17 protein-coding genes and 1 pseudogene are annotated in these 16,497 nt (G+C 67.0%); 7 read left to right on the top strand and 11 right to left on the bottom strand.

Translation table 11 applies throughout. The features are described from left to right. Positions 1-31: 31 nt before the first annotated feature. Positions 32-1,180: an acyl-CoA dehydrogenase family protein gene (locus tag ABZ293_RS30600; protein ID WP_355186288.1), complete on the top strand. Its 1,149-nt coding sequence runs from the start codon at positions 32-34 to the stop codon at positions 1,178-1,180. Between the two features lie 35 nt (positions 1,181-1,215). Then, positions 1,216-1,968, top strand: coding sequence for a 3-oxoacyl-ACP reductase FabG (fabG, locus tag ABZ293_RS30595; RefSeq protein ID WP_355186286.1), 753 nt, complete (start codon positions 1,216-1,218; stop codon positions 1,966-1,968). Positions 1,969-2,644: 676 nt separating this feature from the next. Here fabG and ABZ293_RS30590 read toward each other — a convergent pair. Then, on the bottom strand, positions 2,645-3,364 hold the full coding sequence (locus ABZ293_RS30590; RefSeq protein WP_355186284.1) for an SDR family NAD(P)-dependent oxidoreductase: 720 nt from the start codon (positions 3,362-3,364) through the stop codon (positions 2,645-2,647). 100 nt (positions 3,365-3,464) lie between these two features. On the opposite strand from ABZ293_RS30590, the gene ABZ293_RS30585 reads away from it, so the two are divergent. Beyond that, the gene (locus tag ABZ293_RS30585; RefSeq protein ID WP_355186282.1) at positions 3,465-4,313 is read left to right on the top strand and encodes a helix-turn-helix transcriptional regulator; all 849 of its coding nucleotides are present in this window, start codon (positions 3,465-3,467) and stop codon (positions 4,311-4,313) included. Between the two features lie 2 nt (positions 4,314-4,315). On the opposite strand, the gene ABZ293_RS30580 is transcribed toward ABZ293_RS30585, so the two are convergent. Together ABZ293_RS30580 and ABZ293_RS30575 are read right to left on the bottom strand one after the other, a co-directional pair. Next, positions 4,316-4,972: a hypothetical protein gene (locus tag ABZ293_RS30580; RefSeq protein ID WP_355186280.1), complete on the bottom strand. Its 657-nt coding sequence runs from the start codon at positions 4,970-4,972 to the stop codon at positions 4,316-4,318. A 65-nt stretch (positions 4,973-5,037) separates the two neighbouring features. Continuing rightward, on the bottom strand, positions 5,038-5,460 hold the full coding sequence (locus ABZ293_RS30575; protein ID WP_355186278.1) for a helix-turn-helix domain-containing protein: 423 nt from the start codon (positions 5,458-5,460) through the stop codon (positions 5,038-5,040). Positions 5,461-5,541: 81 nt separating this feature from the next. Here ABZ293_RS30575 and ABZ293_RS30570 point away from each other — a divergent pair, with 81 nt between their 5' ends. Both ABZ293_RS30570 and ABZ293_RS30565 read left to right on the top strand, forming a co-directional pair. Next, positions 5,542-6,450 (top strand): NmrA family NAD(P)-binding protein, encoded by a 909-nt coding sequence (locus tag ABZ293_RS30570; protein ID WP_355186276.1) that lies wholly within the window; start codon positions 5,542-5,544, stop codon positions 6,448-6,450. A 120-nt stretch (positions 6,451-6,570) separates the two neighbouring features. Beyond that, the gene (locus tag ABZ293_RS30565) at positions 6,571-7,302 is read left to right on the top strand and encodes an arginase family protein (RefSeq protein WP_355186274.1); all 732 of its coding nucleotides are present in this window, start codon (positions 6,571-6,573) and stop codon (positions 7,300-7,302) included. 119 nt (positions 7,303-7,421) lie between these two features. On the opposite strand, the gene ABZ293_RS30560 is transcribed toward ABZ293_RS30565, so the two are convergent. Then, complete coding sequence (locus ABZ293_RS30560) at positions 7,422-8,369, bottom strand: LysR substrate-binding domain-containing protein (RefSeq protein ID WP_355186273.1); 948 nt, start codon at positions 8,367-8,369, stop codon at positions 7,422-7,424. Between ABZ293_RS30560 and ABZ293_RS30555 the strand changes: the two genes are divergently transcribed. After that, complete coding sequence (locus ABZ293_RS30555; RefSeq protein ID WP_355186271.1) at positions 8,368-9,207, top strand: MBL fold metallo-hydrolase; 840 nt, start codon at positions 8,368-8,370, stop codon at positions 9,205-9,207. The two genes, ABZ293_RS30560 and ABZ293_RS30555, sit on opposite strands and share 2 nt — an antisense overlap. Positions 9,208-9,527: 320 nt before the next feature. Here the strand turns inward: ABZ293_RS30555 and ABZ293_RS30550 are convergent, their stop codons facing one another. Continuing rightward, entirely contained in the window at positions 9,528-10,283 is a 756-nt protein-coding gene (locus ABZ293_RS30550) for a nuclear transport factor 2 family protein (protein WP_355186269.1), read from the bottom strand. A gap of 101 nt (positions 10,284-10,384) precedes the next feature. Here ABZ293_RS30550 and ABZ293_RS30545 point away from each other — a divergent pair, with 101 nt between their 5' ends. After that, positions 10,385-11,302, top strand: coding sequence for a helix-turn-helix transcriptional regulator (locus tag ABZ293_RS30545; RefSeq protein ID WP_355186267.1), 918 nt, complete (start codon positions 10,385-10,387; stop codon positions 11,300-11,302). Positions 11,303-11,535: 233 nt separating this feature from the next. On the opposite strand, the gene ABZ293_RS30540 is transcribed toward ABZ293_RS30545, so the two are convergent. The 6 genes and pseudogenes from ABZ293_RS30540 to ABZ293_RS30515 form a co-directional block, all read right to left on the bottom strand. After that, entirely contained in the window at positions 11,536-12,303 is a 768-nt protein-coding gene (locus ABZ293_RS30540; protein WP_355186265.1) for a pirin family protein, read from the bottom strand. A gap of 437 nt (positions 12,304-12,740) precedes the next feature. After that, positions 12,741-13,301, bottom strand: coding sequence for a 2,4'-dihydroxyacetophenone dioxygenase family protein (locus ABZ293_RS30535; protein WP_355186263.1), 561 nt, complete (start codon positions 13,299-13,301; stop codon positions 12,741-12,743). A gap of 136 nt (positions 13,302-13,437) precedes the next feature. Continuing rightward, a pseudogene (locus tag ABZ293_RS30530) lies at positions 13,438-13,542 on the bottom strand (hypothetical protein); the annotation flags it as partial. A 90-nt stretch (positions 13,543-13,632) separates the two neighbouring features. Then, complete coding sequence (locus ABZ293_RS30525) at positions 13,633-14,517, bottom strand: alpha/beta hydrolase (RefSeq protein ID WP_355186261.1); 885 nt, start codon at positions 14,515-14,517, stop codon at positions 13,633-13,635. Next, positions 14,514-14,918 carry a DUF1330 domain-containing protein gene (locus ABZ293_RS30520; RefSeq protein ID WP_355186259.1) on the bottom strand — a complete coding sequence of 135 codons (405 nt, stop codon included), beginning with the start codon at positions 14,916-14,918 and terminating at the stop codon, positions 14,514-14,516. The genes ABZ293_RS30525 and ABZ293_RS30520 overlap by 4 nt, the downstream gene beginning before the upstream one ends. Before the next feature lie 265 nt (positions 14,919-15,183). Further along, positions 15,184-16,470 (bottom strand): helix-turn-helix domain-containing protein, encoded by a 1,287-nt coding sequence (locus tag ABZ293_RS30515; RefSeq protein WP_355186257.1) that lies wholly within the window; start codon positions 16,468-16,470, stop codon positions 15,184-15,186. Positions 16,471-16,497: the final 27 nt, after the last annotated feature.

Below are 16,497 nucleotides of genomic sequence, written 5' to 3'. Positions count from 1 at the left end.
TCACCGTTAGTTTTAGCAGCCGGGAGTCGTGATGAACCTGGAACTCAGCGACGAACAGGCCGCCGCTCAGCAGCTCGCGGCGGATTTCGTCGACCGTGAGATCGCCCCGCACGCCACCGCATGGGACCGGGCCGAATCCGTGGATCCCAAGATCGTGTCCAAACTGGGTGAACTCGGCTTCCTCGGCCTGACCATTCCCGAGGAGTACGGCGGCAGCGGCGGTGACCACCTCACCTACTGTCTGGTCCTGGAGGAACTCGGGCGCGGCGATTCCGCCGTGCGTGGAATCGTCTCGGTCTCTTTGGGTTTGGTCACCAAATCGATCAACCATTACGGCACCGACGAGCAGAAGCGCACATGGCTGCCGCGCCTCACCACGGGCGCCGCACTGGGTTGCTTCGCCCTCACCGAACCCGGAACCGGCTCCGACGCGGCACAGTTGCGCACGCGCGCCGTTCGTGACGGCGACAACTGGGTGTTGTCCGGGACCAAAATGTTCATCACCAACGGCACTTGGGCCGATATCGCTCTCGTCTTCGCCCGCACCGGTGGCGAGGGACACCGCGGCATCACCGCATTCCTGGTCCCGACCGACTCCCCCGGCTTCACCGCCCGCACCATCCACGGAAAGCTCGGACTGCGCGGACAGGCCACCGCCGAACTTGTGCTCGACGGCGTCCGCATCCCTGACAGCGCCCGACTGCACGACGCGGGCAAGGGTTTCACCGTCGCGATGGCGGCGCTGGCCAAGGGGCGGATGTCGGTGGCCGCTGGCTGCGTCGGCATCGCGCAGGCCTGCTTGGACGCCGCCGTCGGATACGCCACCGAGCGCGAACAATTCGGCAAGCCGATCGCGGGCCACCAACTGGTCCAGGAACTGCTCGCCGATATCGCCCTCGATGTGGACGCGGCGCGGCTGCTGGTGTGGCGGGTCGCCGATCTCATCGACCGCGGCGCCGAATTCGCGGTGGAATCGTCGAAGGCCAAATTGTTCGCCAGTGAGGCCGCGGTGCGCGCGGCCGATCGGGCGCTGCAGGTCTTCGGCGGCTACGGATATATCGACGAATTCCCGGTCGGTAAATATCTGCGCGACGCGAAGGTCATGACCCTCTACGAGGGCACCAGCCAGATTCAGAAGCTGTTGATCGGACGTGCGCTCACCGGGGTGAGCGCATTCTGATGACCGCCGTTCACTACTCCCGAGGAGGACGTCAGATGACCAGATTCACCGACCGGGTCGCCGTTGTCACCGGCGCGGCCCAGGGCATCGGCGCGGCCACCGCACAACTGCTGGCCGCACAGGGCGCGCAGGTCGCGGTGCTCGACCGCAATGCACCCGAGGACACCGCGAAGCAGATAATCGCGGCGGGCGGCGCGGCCCGCAGCTACGTCTGCGACGTCACCGAGCGCGCCTCGGTGGAATCGGTATTCGCCGAGATCGCAACCGATCTCGGCGGTCCGCACATTCTGGTCAATAATGCGGGCATCACCCGCGACGATCTGTTCTTCCGATTGTCCGAAGACGACTGGAACGCGGTGCTCTCGGTCAACCTGACCGGTGTCTTCCACTGCACCCAGGCGGCTCAGGAGTACATGGTCGCCCAGCGCTACGGCAAGATCGTCTCGCTGTCGAGTCGCTCGGCGCTCGGCAATCGCGGTCAGGCGAACTATGCCGCCGCCAAGGCGGGCATCCAGGGCCTGACCGCGACGCTCGCCATCGAGCTCGGGCCGTACAACATCAATGTCAATGCCGTCGCACCCGGCTATATCGCCACCGCGATGACGGCCGCGACGGCGAATAGGGTCGGGCTCAGTGCCGAGGCGCATCAGCAGGCCGTGGCCGAGCGGACGCCGCTAGGGCGGGTTGGACAGCCCGAGGAGGTCGCGGCGGTGATCGCATTCCTGGCCAGTGACGAGGCATCCTATGTCAGCGGTCAGACGCTGTACGTCAATGGTGGGGCTCGCTGAAGGCTGTGGTCGAAACCGATCGGTATGGGAAGATGGAGGTGGTTCGCGTACTTGACAGCGGGAATCGACGTATGGCGTCAGGTCACAGGAAATAGCGCATTGGAGATAGCCGCCGACTGAAGGAGCAACCATGCGCGCTAAGTCGAATCAGTTCTTCGCATCCACGCTTGCCGCGGTATTCGGCAGCCTCATGATGGTGTCCGGTCCAGTCGCCATGGCTGAACCTCCGTCTTCGGATCCGACGATGGAGTGCAAGCCCGGAGATTTTGAGGTCCAAGGCCCCTACGACTGCAACTGCGGTCAGGACGGCAAGTGGGTCTGCAACGAACGGGGGCACGGAGGCGTCTAAGGCGTGTTTCGAAAGTGCCGTGTGGGTTTCATCGGCTCCCGAGTGGCTCGAGCCAATGGACATAGTGCAAGGGAGATAGCCGTCGACTGAGGGGAGCGACCATGCGCGCCAAGTCGAATCGGTTCTTCGGATCCGCGCTTGCCGCGGTATTCGGCAGCCTCGTGATGGTGTCCGGTCCGGTCGCCATGGCTCAACCTCCGCCCTCGGGTCCGACGCCGGAGTGTCAGGCCGGAGAATCTCAGAACCAGGGCCCTTACTTCTGCGTCTGCGGCGACGACGGTCAGTGGGTCTGTCAGCTAGCGGACCGCTGAGCCCCGGGCTCGGCGTTCACCAGGGAACGGCGCCGAAACGGTTGAAGAACCCGCCGGTGGGTCCGTCCGGTCCGATCGTCGCCAGGTGCACGATGGCATCGGTGCCCTCGGTAACCGTTTGATGGCCCGAATTCCCGTTCAAATCCGTTGCGGTGTAACCCGGATCGGCGGCGTTGACGCGCATCTGTGGCAGCTCGCGGGAGTACTGCGTGGTGATCATGTTCAGCGCGGTTTTCGAGGAGGGGTAGACCAGCCCGAGGATCTGCGATTCGATCCGGCTCGGATCGGAGGTATTGGTAATCGAACCGATGCCGCTGGACACCATCACGATGCGCGGGTGCGTGGCGGCGCGCAATAGCGGCAGGAAGGCGTGGGTCACCTGCACCGGCCCGAAAACGTTGGTCTCGAAGACATTTCGGAAATCGGCGGCCACGGTGTCGGCGGGCGTGGCGCGGGTGCCGCCGATACCCGCATTGTTGATCAGCACATCCAGGTGCGGTGTCCGGCGCGCGATGGCCTCGACGGCGGCCGCGATCGACGCGGCGGAGGTCACGTCAAGCTGGACGAATTCGACATGTAAGCCCTGTTCGGCGAGATCGACGGCGGCGGCCTTGCCGCGGTCCGCGTCGCGGGCACCGAGGAAGACCTGCCAGCCGAGTTCGGCCAGCCTGCGCACCGTCTCGCGGCCGAGTCCCTTGTTCGCCCCGGTCACCAGCGCTGTAGTCGTGTTGCTCATGGCTCGAGTTTGACCACCACACTGGTGCGGCTCCAGGGCCGAGAACTCCTGGGACCGGCAGTACCACCCCGGCGGCTGGGCACTGCGGCATCATCGAGGCATGGATCGCACCCAACTCGCCGCACTGCTGCGCCAGGCCCGTGCTCGGGTGCGGCCGGGCGATGTCGGACTGCCCAACGGCGCGCGCCGTCAGGTGCCCGGGTTGCGGCGGGAGGAGGTCGCCCAGCTCGCCGGTGTCAGCGTGGACTATGTGGTCCGCCTCGAACAGGGCCGGGGACCACGCCCGTCCGCCGCGGTGCTCGGCGCACTGGCCCGCGCGCTGCGGCTCGAGGACATCGAACGGGATCTGATGTTCCGGCTCGCCGGTTCGGCGCCGCCGCAGGAGGGGCGTATCGCCATGGTGGTGCGGCCGAGCGTGTTGCGGCTGTTGGACCGGATGGCCGATCTGCCCGCGCTGGTGATTTCCGCGAAAGCCGATGTACTGGCCTGGAATTCGATGGCAGCGGCGCTGCTCGGCGACTTCTCCGCGTGGTCGCCCGCGCGGAGGAATATCATCTGGCAGTCGTTTCTCGGCACCGAGCCCTCGCGTGTGGTGTTCACCCCCGAGGAGGCCGAGGCGGCGGCGGAGTCCTGGGTAGCCTCGCTGCGCAGCGCCAAGGCCACGTATCCCAACGATCCGGACCTGGCTCGCATGATCACCGAATTATGTTCGCGCAGTGAGCGATTCGAGTGGCTGTGGCGCGAGGGACGGACCGGGAACTGGCGCAGTGCCACCAAGACCATCGATCATCCCGAGGTCGGACGGATGGTGCTCGATTGCGATGCGCTTTTCGTGCCCGAGACCGACCAAGCGGTTGTCGTCTACTCGGCGGCACCCGGCACTCCGGCTGCTTCGGCGCTGGAACTGCTGCGTATCACGGGGACTCAGCAGCTCAGTGAGCGGCGTTAGGGCTATGCCGAGAATTCATCGGCGAGGGTGTTCCAGAACATGAGTTCGTAGTTCTGGAACAGCCTTGCGTACAAATGCGCCTCCTCCGGCTTCAGCCGCCCGGTGTCGAGTCCGGCTTGGATGGCGGCAAGGACCCGCTGTTCGATCTCGGGGACATCGGCAGCGAAAAAGTCGAAGAACGCGCATGCGGAGTCGTCGAAATCGTAGTGGGTGCGCATTGCCTCGGCGACTGCCTTGCAGTAGCGGCCCCATGCGGTGAAATTCGAGTAGATGCCCGCTGCGGCAGCAGAGGGTTCGGCGTGCAGCGCCAACCAGGCGACGTAGGCCGGATAGGCCTGGCAGCCCGCTCTGGGCAACTCCATGCCCTGGTCGGGTCCCACCGCATCCACCAGCGCGTCCAGCAGATCATGCGCCTGCTGCTCGCCTGGCGGGAGCCCGCCGAAGAAGGCCATGGCGTTCGGTTCGTCCGTCCGCGCCGCCATGGCGTGGAAGCTGCGCAAATCGCTGCTGGTAATGCGCTGTTCCTCCGCCGCGATCGCCGCGAAGACCGCCTGCGGCGCCTGGCCCGTCGTGATCAGCGGGAGCAAGCGGTTATCGCTATCGCGCGGGGCCAGTTCGGCCTGGATTCCGTCGAGTAGTGCACCGGCGGAAAGCGTCATCGGAACCTCCCTATCCGTACGGGTACTTCTATCTATTCAACCGCCCCGCGACGACAATCACGGCGTCATTCGGTTCCGTCGACGCCGTGTTCGACGTCCCAGCGTTGCCGGGCCGAGGTGATGACGTCTCGGTGCTCACGTGACCAGTCGGCGAGCGCACCGATCGCCGCGGCGAGGCTGCGTCCGGTCTCGGTGAGCCGGTACTCCACCTGCGGTGGAATCGTCGGATAGGCGATCCGCTCGACCATGCCGTCACGGCACAGCCGCTTGGTGGTCAGTGTCAGCATCCGCTGCGAGATCCCCGGAATCGCCCGCTCCAATTCGCGGAACCGCCGCACCCCCTTGCTCAACTCCACGATCACCAAGACCGTCCACCGATCGCCGAGCCGGTCGAGCACATCGCGAATGCCGCAGTCGTCATCGCCACAGGGGCCCTCGGGAATAGTGCCCGCCACCTGCGCGGTGACCGCCGTGTTCGTGACCGACATGAAAGTGCCTCCTTATGCCGCGATGCGCGAGCGCCGATGCTGGGACGAGTTTCAGCAACTACAACAATCGGGAGTGTTCCGATGATCCTGGTAACCGGCATCTCCGGATCCCTGGGTGGCCTCGTCTACCGCGGACTGTCCACCCGCGATGACCTGACAGTGGTGGCGGGCAGCCGCTCTGGCGACGACACTGCAACGCGCCGAATAGATTTCGACGATCCGGCCGCGCTGACCGCGGGGCTGCGCGGCGTCGACGTACTGGTCATGATCTCCGCCGGATATGCCGAGGACGATGTCGTGATCGGGCGCCACGGTGCGGTGGTCGATGCGGCCGCCGCGGCCGGGGTCCGGCACGTAATCTATACGAGTCTTGCGGGTTCCGGCGATCTGATGACCATCGCCCTGCCGCATCGCTGGACCGAAAAACGGCTGGCCGCAGCGCCTTTCGAGGTAACCATCCTGCGCAACGGCCTCTACGCCGAGGTGCCCGTTGGTCTCGCCGTCGCGGGTGCCGCCGCATCCGCCGAATCCGGTGTATTCGCAGCGCCGTTCGGCACGGGTCGGATCTCGGTGGTGGCGCGCGAGGATCTTGCCGAGGTAGCCGTGCGGGTGTCCGCGGAGACCGACCGCGATCTCGCTGCGGGGCGGCGTAGCAGGCATGCGGGCAAGGTATACGAGCTCGCGGGTGTCACCGCGATCGGTGGTTCGGATATTGCCGAAATACTGAGCGGATCCATGGGCCGCCCGGTGAACTATCTGCCCATCTCCCTGACCGAAATGCGGAATATGTTGCAGGGCAGCGGATTAGAGCCGTATCAGATCACGCATACGCTGTCCTTGTTCGCCAACCTCGGTGCGGGTCTGCTCGAGTCGTCCGACACCGACCTACCCGAGCTGCTGCCGACCGCACCCCGCGACGTTCGGACGCTCATCACCGATGCGGTGCGCGCTGGCGGGTATCAATCCGTATCGGTCGGCTCGACCCGCTGAAGGCCGTTCACGGGCCTGCTTCATTGCCTGAAGCAGGCCCCTATACGTCAGCAGAGTGCTGAGTTCCGGCGCGCGGTAATTCAGTGGCACGCCGCTCAACGCTGAATTAGGCTCGCGAAGATGCGCTTGCTCGTGCCGTACCACCTCGACGAGTATCGGCCAAAGCTCGATGCTCCCATCAGTCCGGACGCGGTGGTGACGGCCGTGCTGCCGAAGATCGACGATCCGTGGGCTCGGATGGCCGTGCTCTATGACGCTGTGGCGGATCGGGTCGCGGAGTCGGTGCGCGGGGGTGAACGGGCGGTGGTCGCGTCCGGAGATTGCACGACCGCGCTCGCCACCGTGGCCGGGTTGCAACGGGCCGGGTTGGATCCGGCACTCGTCTGGTTCGACGCACACGGTGACGTCCAGACCATGGAGACCTCTACCTCCGGATACCTCGGCGGATTCCCCCTGCGCATGCTCGTCGGGTACGGCCGCCATTTGCTCGCCGACCGAATCGGCTTGCGCGACATCGCCGAAGAGCGCGCCGTCCTGGTCGGCGGCCGCGACCTCGACCCGCCGGAAGCGGAGTACCTGCGCACCGCGCGGATCCGACACCGCCCCGTCGACGACCTCGGCGACCTCCCGGACGGCCCGCTCTACCTACACCTCGACTTCGACGTCATCAACCCCGACGATCTCCCCGGACTCCTCATCCCTGCCCCCGGCGGCCCCACCCTCTCCGTGGTATCGGCCGCAGTGCACACCGTCCTCGCCACCGGCCGAGTAGCCGCCTTCGGCCTCGCCTGCACATGGCGCGATGACGCCGACGCCGCCCACCACGTCCGCCCCCTGATCGATTCGGCCTGACCAGCCTCCCGGACACAACCGGCGTCGGTCCCCTCGCCTACCGCCGCAACTTCAGCTGACTCGCCGCGCATTTCGCCGATGGACATTTGTTGGTGCGCGTCATCGTCCGAGCCGGTCGATCATCGACGCCCGCGGTAGATGCCCTCGGCGACACGGGTGAACGAACGGACCAAGGGGTTGCGGTCGTCGGTCTTCCACGCGATCACCAGGTGGCTAGGCGGCATGTCCAGCAGGGGGACGACCGTCAGCCCGGGCGGCATCGAGTGCCCGAGCGAGGTGAGCCCGACGGTGTCATTCCACAGCACCGCCTGGACGCATTCGTGGATCGTACGAACCACCGGGCCGTCGGAGCCCGCGCCACTCACGGGCATCCAGTACGCGCGCCACGCTGGGTCCGCGTCGTCTGGCAGGCGGAACCAACGCCGGTCGACGAGTTCCCCGAGGCTCAGACTCGGGCGCGCCGAGAGCGGATCGTCCGATCGCAGCACCACTCCGATGGGGTCGGACTGGAGCACCCTCGTCGTCAGGCCGGCCCGGTCGAAAGGCGTCCGGGTCAAGGCGATATCGGCCAGGCCCGATCGCAAACCCGCTGTCGGATCGGCGAAGTCGGCCTCGTGTATTCGGATCTCGACTCCAGGGTGCCGTTGCCGGAACGCGGCGGCCAGCGCGGCGCCGGCCTGCTCGGCGCTGTCGGCGAGCGTGCCCAGCCGTAGGATCGCCGCTCCGGCGGCCGCCGCCGCACGGGCGCGCGCTTGTTCGGCCTGCGCGAGCAGGGCACGCGCATCCTTGTGCAGCGACTCGCCAGCGGGTGTGAGGGCGACGCCGTTCGGAGACCTGCGCAGCAGCTCGCAACCCAGTTCGTTCTCGAGTTGGCGGATGGCGCGGCTCAGCGGGGGCTGGGTCATATGCAGGCGGGCGGCGGCGCGGCGGAAATGCAGTTCCTCCGCCACCACCACGAAATACCGCAGCGTCCTCAGGTCCATTACCGGCGACGATACCTTCTCGGTATCGGGCGAGACCAATCGGCCTTGGACGATCGAGGAGCCAGCGGTCCAGGCTGAAGTCATGTCACCTCTTCCTGAGCCGCCGACCTGGACCGGACCGCTTCCCGAGGCGTCACCGCCATCGGACATGGCCATTTATCAACTGCCGACCGGGACCTACGAGACCAGGGCGGCCTTCGCGTTCAAGGGCGGGTCTTTCCGCGACAAGCGCCGTTTCGCCGCTACGGCGGTCCTGGTGCGACATCCCAAAGGCGACCTGCTGATCGACGCGGGTTTCGGCTCCGACCTCGAGACGCACATCCAGGCCCTGCCTCGGATGCAGCGGGCCCCACACCGGCTGACCAGCACCGTCAGCGAACAACTCAAATCCAGCGGCTATGACCAGGGCTGCCTCGCCGGGGTCCTGGTGACGCACGCTCACTGGGATCACGTCAGCGGTCTCGGCGACCTTCAGGTCCCGATTTGGATCAACGAGGGCGAGCTGCGATACGTGAGACATGCGCGCGACGCGCAAGTGTTCCGCGACGTGTCCGCGGGTCACGAGATTCACGAATACCAGTTCAACGGCCCCTCCTATCTCGGTTTCCCGTCGAGTTTCGACGTGCACGGCGACGGCTCGGTGGTTGTCGCCCTCGCCGGCGGACACACCAACGGCTCGGTGGTCGTCTTCGTCACGCTGCCGACGGGCAAGCGATACGCCTTCATTGGAGACCTGACCTGGCAGCTCGACGGCATCCGCCGCCGCGTCGAGCGGCCATTGTTGATGCGCTCGCTCGCCGACATCGATCCCAAGAGGGTGCGCGAGGGGTTGCTTCACGTGATCGCGCTGGCTGACGCGATGCAGGTGGTGCCGGCGCACGATGTCACCGCCTACGACGGCATCCCGCTGCTTCCGGTTTAGACGAGCGGCTCGACATGCCGCGCTGCCGACCGGTGCAATCGGGTGCGTGCACGTCGCGTTATCGACCAGCCAGTGGGCCGCCGCGCTGTTCGGCCGCGGCGGCCCGGCCCACTGGCGGAGTCGAGCGCCCGCAAATGTCTTGTGGCCCATTGTCCGAACGAGAAGATCGATCCCGCGAAAGGAGCAGCAGCCGTGGCCGATTTGGTGAGGTCCGACCATGACGCGCCCACGATGACCAGCGATCCGGTCGAGGTGGCCTGGCCCCCGGCCATGGGTTCGGCGCCCAAGCGTTCAAGAACGCCGCCGCGCCTTCGCGTGATTCAGAAAAGGCCGTTGGTGTGCGGCAGGGTGGCGGGGATGGGAGCGATCACATCCCAGTGCTCGACGATCTTGCCGTCGGCGACGCGGAACAGGTCCCAGTAGGCAACCGGCTCGCCGAACTCGCCTTCGGACTGCACGAGCACCAGATCGCCCTCCGCAACGACGCGGTGGATGGTCCGGTAGACCAGGTTCTTGCCCTGTTGGGCCCAGGCTGCGGCGGCGGCGCCGAAGCCGTCCAGACCGTCGGCGGCCTCGGGATTGTGCTGGTGGTAGGTCTGGGTGGAGATGTAATCGGTCAGCACCGAGTAATCGGCACCGCGCAGAACCCGCTCGGCAAATTCGGTCACCAGCTTGCGATTGGCCTCGGTCTTGTCCAAGTCCGCGGGAGTGCTCGGGCCGTCGGTCTGGGAACGTCCGCTAGCCGTGTTGTCGACCACGGGGGTCAGGCCGTCCCAGTGTTCAGCCAGCTTGCCGTCGGCGACGCGGAACAGGTCGAAGGCCACCAGTGGGTTCGGTCCCAGACCGTAATACGTGCCGTGCACCGCGACCAGGTCACCATCGGCGATCACCCGAACCGGCTCGTAACGAAAGTCGGCAGGCAGAGACGCCACCAATTCCCGCAGCGCCTCGCGCCCATCGGCGATCAGCGAACTGTGCTGCCGGTAGTCGGGGGCAACCCAACGGTCTACCGCCGTGGGGCCTGCGGCGCCGAACAATTCGCCAATGCCCTGCTGTACCAACACTTTGTTGTCCATCTCGCACTTTCCCTTCTCACGCCGGCAAACCCGGTGTCGGCCGCGCGGAGCAAGCATCGCCCGCATTAGTCGCCGTGAGCGAGGTAGGATCGGGCCACACTATGGTTAAAAGCGGACAGCTCGACACGGCGACGGGGATCGCGGAGTTCGGGTTCAGCAACCCGAACCACCCGCAGGCCGGTATCGAGGTCCTGACTTATACGCAGCTGACCAGCAGGCTTCCGGCTCGGATGCTGAGCGCCGTGCACCGCACGGACTTCCACCAGATCTTCCTGATCACTGCCGGGACCGGCGTCATAATGATTGATTTCGTCGAGCACCCCTGTACGCCAGGCAAGCTGTTCCAGATTTCCCCCGGCCGGGTCCTGCGCCTGCCGCGCACCACAGACCCGAGCAGCGCATTCGAACCCCTGGAGGCACTCGTCGTGCTGTTCACCCCGGCATTCCCACCCGCGATGGAGACCACCGGGCAGCTGTTGAGCCCGTTCGGCCCGGTCGCATGGACTCTCGTCCCACCGGACCGCGACAGCCTCAGCCACACCGCGACCGAGCTGCTGACCGAATACAACCGGGCGATTCACGACCGGCAGGCAGTCGAGGCCACCGGGGCGTTGTTGCGACACCTGCTCGGCGTGCTGCTGCTGCGCCTCGCCCGGCTACCCGCCCCAGATTCCACGCCGTCGGTCCACGGTGTCCGCCGGGAGGTGTTCGAACGATTCCAGTACGAGCTGGAGCGCTCGTTCGCCACCACCCGCAACGCCGCCGAGCACGCCGCTCGACTCGGCTACTCGCTGCGCAGCCTCAACCGGGCCTGCACCGCTGCGACCGGACACACCGCCAAGGCGCTGATCGACGCGCGAGTCGCATTGGAAGCCAAACGCCTGCTTGCCCATACCGACCTGCCAGTCGCCACCATAGGGCGACGCCTCGGCTTCAGCGAACCAACCAACTTCGGCAAGTTCTTCAGCCGCGAAACCGGCTACTCACCCGGCGAATTCCGCGCCCGAGGACGGGCATGAATCCTGGCCCCGGCCAATCGGCCGGCGGCATCCCCACTAGGGACAACCACAGCGGCTCGCAACGGCTGCCAGTCGCGATGCCGATACCGCTTCGTCGAGCGCGGTGGCCGACCGGTCGACGAGCCGGCGTAGTGGCGGTTCTCGATCAATTCGGTGAGTGTGAGAGCAGGTCCTGGTGGGAGCGGTCATGTGCTCCGCTGAACGGTCCCCTGACGGTGGATGGGCACCGAAGGTCAGAACTGGACGCCGGCGTGCATTTCCCAGACCAGGATCTCGGCGGGCTCGCTCGCGGTGACCTGCTGGCCGCCGGTAGCGGTGAAGCGCACCGCGTCGCCGGTATGCAGCGGGCCAGCACCCTCCAGTGTCACCGCGCCGCGGGCCACGAACAGGTGCAGGAACGGCGCGTCGGGCAGGTGCACCGACTCTCCTGGGGCGAGCCGCGCGGCGTACAGGGCCGCGTGCGAGTTCCGAATCCGGATCGCGGCGTGGCCGTCATGTTTGCGCATACCCGAGGCGACCGGCAGCAGACTGCCGGACAGCAGTTCCGCTTCGATCTCCAACTGCTCGTAACCGGGGGTGATACCGGCCTCGTCGGGCACCACCCACATCTGCACGAAGTGCACCGGGTCCTTGTGGGCGTCGCCGCTGAGCCGCCACGAGTCGTTCTTCTCCGAGTGCAGGATGCCGGTGCCGGCGCTCATGCGCTGGGCCAGGCCGGGGTAGATCACGCCGTTGTGGCCGGTGGAGTCCTGGTGGACCAGCGAGCCCTCCAGCACCCACGTGACGATCTCCATGTCGCGGTGTGGATGGGTGTCGAACCCCGTACCGGGATCCACGATGTCGTCGTTGTTGACCAGCAGCAGCCCATGATGAGTGTTGGCCTGGTCGAAATGGTGTCCGAAGGAGAATGAGTGCTTGGAATCCAGCCAGCCGAAGTCGGACTTGAACCGGTCCTCGGCGCGGCGGATATCGACGGTGGGAGTCAAGTCGATGGTGCTCATGAGGTGCCCTCCTTCAAGGTCGGTGCCGGCCCGATCGCCGATCCCGCAATTTGGTTTCCATGGAAACTAACTTGTGCCGGAGCGGAATTATTTCCGCCAGCGATCACGCCGTGATCAGGACGAACTGGTCGATCAGTGGACGCTGGTGGGCAGTGAGCTGGACTTGATGGTGGGGGTCAGAGACTGGCTGAAGGGGTCGGTCGGGGCGACGAAGGCCGCAGGGGATCCCTCGGGGATTTGGAAGACAGGGATACGACGTGCGCAGGGGTCGCCCGGCGCTCCAGGTGCAGAAAGATGCGGTCGAGCAGGGCCAGGCGCTGGGTGCGAGGGTTTCCCGGCCGGTCTTCGTCTTCGTGGTCGATGCTGCGGCCAACACCTCGTGCATGCGCCCGCCCTCCCGGTGGCTGGCGCAGTGCTCGAGGTGGCCGTGGTGTGTCTCAGGCGTTGACGCTGACGACTCCGGCGGCCCCGCCACCGATGTACTGCACGCCGTTGAGGCCCTGAGCCTGGCTGAGGGTGTCGGTGAGGTGCCGGATGGTGACGCCGTCGAGGATGGAGTGGAAGTGACCGTCCTCGGTGAAGTTCACGTTGCCACCCTCGACGAAGGCCAGGAGCACCGTGTCCTCGGTGTTGTCCGCGGGGCATACGAAGGTGTGCACCGAGCCGGCCGGCTCGTAGAGGTAGGAGCCCGCGGTCTGCATCTGGTCCGGGTACTCCAGGTAGTGCCAGCGGCCCGCCAAGGTGTACCCCTGGGCGATGCCGGTGTGGTAGTGCAGTGGCACCGCGGCGCCGGGCTCGAAGATCGCGAGCACGACCCACTGGCCGGTCTCGAGGTCGAGGCGCAGCGGCTTGAAGTGGACGCCGGGACCGAGAGCGTCGCGGATCAGCGGGATGTCGTTGGAATTGACGGTCAGCAGTTCGCCCTGGGGCAGGGCGACCAGCGGCAGCGGCGTACCTGCGCTGGTGGTGGCAGGCTGCGGTGCGGCGGTGAGTGTCATGACGGTTCCTCTCGAGGGGTGACGGCGGCAGGTCGGTCGACGTTGCCGTAGGTGTGCGAAGCTCGTTCTTCTTGAACTTGCCGGTGGCGTTGATGGGGATCGCCAGGACGAACTCGAACTGTTCGGGCACCTGCCACTTGGCGAACTCGGTCTCCAGATGGCGGCGCAGCGAGGGTGCGCCGGCGATGGCGCCGTCGCGCAGTGCGACGACTGCGAGCGGGCGCTCGCCCCAGCGCCTCATCGGGTACGGCGATCACGGCGGCCTGGGCGATCGAGTGGTGGTTCTCCAGGTCGACCGAGGATGGTCAAGGGGTAGTCGTCGGTGGGTCGATCATTGGCTTTCCTTGCAGGGCTCAGGCGAGTGCAGGCGGGTCGCGCCAACCTGGCTGCGCAGGTGCGGCAGGACATGGTGGGCGACGCGGTCAGGCTCTTCGAGCCACACCCAGTGCCCGGCACCGGGGATCTTGTGGATCTGCGCCGACGGAAACGGCTCGCGCTGCCGATCGGCTTGCTCCGTGGGGAGGTAGACATCGGCGGTGCCCCAGACGACCAGGCAGGGGAAGTCGTGGCGACGTAGCGCCGCGGCCAGGGGCGGCATCGAGGAAACCGAGGTGGACCGGTACAGGCGCAGGACGGCCCGCTTGGTCCCCCACGGCCGAAGGTGCGCAGCCAATTTGGCCACCCACCGGCGGTCCAGGCCGGGGTTGTCATGTTGGAGCAGGCTCCTGACCATCCCTGGGGCGGCACCGCGCTGGAACAGCTCACCCACCAGGGGGAGTCGCCATACCCGAGCCAGCCGGTGCCAGCGGTAGTCGAGCAGCACCCCGGTGTTGACCAGGGTGATGCTGGCGACCTGCTCGGGATGGTCAGCGGCCCACGTCAGCGCCCACGGGCCGCCGAAGTCATGCGCCACCAGGTGCACGCGCTCCAAGCCGAAGGCCGTGATGACGCCGTTGAGGTGATGGGCGTAACCAGCGACGGTGTAATCCTGGTCGGCTCGTTTTTCGGCGCGGGCGAAGCCGGGCATGTCGGGGGCGATGACCCGCGCGAACTCGCTGACGGGCGCCATCAGGGAAAGCCAGTCGGCGCCGCCGCCGGGGTTGCCGTGTACGAACACCACCGCCTCGGTGGGCGAGGCGTCGCGCGGACCACCCACCAGCACGGGCGATCTGACATCGCCCACTACGACCTGACGGTTCTCGAACGCGGTGCTCACGACAGGCCGACCAGCCACGGGTCGGTGGCCACCAGCGCCGAGGTGGTCAGTGCGGCAGTGCGGTGCTGGCTGACCTCCTGGTAGCCCGGGTCCATGACCATGTCCAAGAACGCAGACCGCGAGGGGTACTGCACCAGCAGGATCGTGTCCCACCAAGCGTCGCCCTGGTGGCCGATGACGACGCTGCCGGCGTTGCCGACGTACACGATCGAGGCACCCACGCGCTCCAGATGCGGCTGCACGTCACGGGAGTAGCGCAGGTAGCTGTCACGGCCCCCCTCGTCGTTGAACTTCAGCAGGTTCAGCATGATCACGGGGCCAGTGGTCTGCTGGGCCGCCTCGACCAGGGTGCCGACCTGGTGCTCGGTGGGCTCGATATACACGGATGACTCAACGGTCATGGCAGCCTCCTGGGCGATCGTCGGTGGGCCATGTGGCCCTGTGATGCAGGACACTACGAACCGCAGGCAGGTGCCGTCTCGGTCAGCCACGACAGATTTCGGTCGCCTCACTGTGCTGCCGCGACAGCCGGCTCGCCGAGGGCGCTTTCCCAGGTGGAGAAGATGCCGAACGGCCGCGTCCTCGGTGTACTCGCGTTTCTCCCGGCGCCTGCCCGTGCGCGGGCGGCGTCGACATTGCGCCGCCGTACGCAACTCACGGGTGAGGTCAGCTGGAGGGGAGCCGCCGCAGGGCAGGCAGCAGTGCCAGCGCCACGCGGAGATCGAGATCGCCGCCCCCGATCGCGTGACCGAGGATGCTCTCGGCCTGCCGGACTCGGTAGGCGACCGTGTTCGCGTGGATGTGCAGCCGCGCGGCGGCACGGTTGCGACTGTGGTTCTCCTCGAGATAGATCGCCAGCGTCTCGGCTACCCGATAGGTCGCCTCGTCGTCGGCGGCCAGGCCACCCAGCACACCTACGACGTGCGCCCTGGCCTGCTCAGGATCCACCGTGGCCATCGCGACCACCGCGACCTCGTCGTACCGGGTCACCGAGCCGGTCGCGGCACCGATCAGGGTCGCCACACGCCGGGCATGGCCGGCCTGCGTCTGGCTGGCCCGGAAGCCCGTCAGCCCACGGCCCGGGGTGCCCACCGCTAGCAGCGGGGCGAACTCGTGCGTGATCGCCTCAACCGCGATGGCGATCTTGCCGAGGTCGCCGTCGCCGAACGCGCGAGCCCGACTGATCCAGGCGACGCTGCTCTTCGCACCGCGCGGACATACCAACACGGCATCGGCACCGACCAGCTGGCCCAGCTGTTGCAGCAGCCGGTTGAGCGCCGGCTGCGGATCCGAACCTTCCGGTGCCGACTCCATCCACGCGACCACGCCAACGTGATGGCGCCCCAGCTCGTAGCCGAGCCGCGTCGACGCCCGGCGCGTGTCACACTCGCGACCGGACAGGATCGCTTCGACCGCCTCGACCCGGGCCGCCATCGCGCTACGCATCCACTCGTCGCGCTCGGTCTCGTACAGCTGCTCAGCCAGGCTCGATGAGGTATCGACGAAAGCGAACAACCAGGCCGAAAGCAGATCTGCAGCCCTGGCCAGGACGATGGGCTCCGGGGTCCGCTCGGAGATCCGCGCCAGCAGCCACTGCCACACGACCTGGTGGCCCAGCCGGTACGAGCGCAGCATCGGGGTCAGCGCCACCAGCCGGTGCACCCCTGTTGTCGCCACCGCAACCGTGGCCGCTGGCAGGATCACCGCTCGCGGGTCACCGCCGCGCTCGAGCTGCGCCGAGATCGCCCGGAGGGACGCCTCCGCCGAAGCGACCTGCTGGTCGTAAGCCTCGGCGTCGGAGATGAACTCCGGTAACTCCGCACGCATCAGGTCGGCCACCCGGACGGCAAGGTCGGCGGCATGGGCACCGAGGTCGGCGGCGACTCCGGCGACCACGGCGCCCCAGATGCGCTTCGACTCCGGTTCCTGTAACGGTGGCCAACCCGACTCCATGCAGCGCACCTTACTGTCGCGGGACGA

This window comes from Nocardia sp. NPDC005998 (assembly GCF_040614395.1).
In the GTDB taxonomy this organism is placed as follows: Bacteria; Actinomycetota; Actinomycetes; order Mycobacteriales; family Mycobacteriaceae; genus Nocardia.
This window is presented reverse-complemented; position numbering and strand designations above follow the sequence as displayed.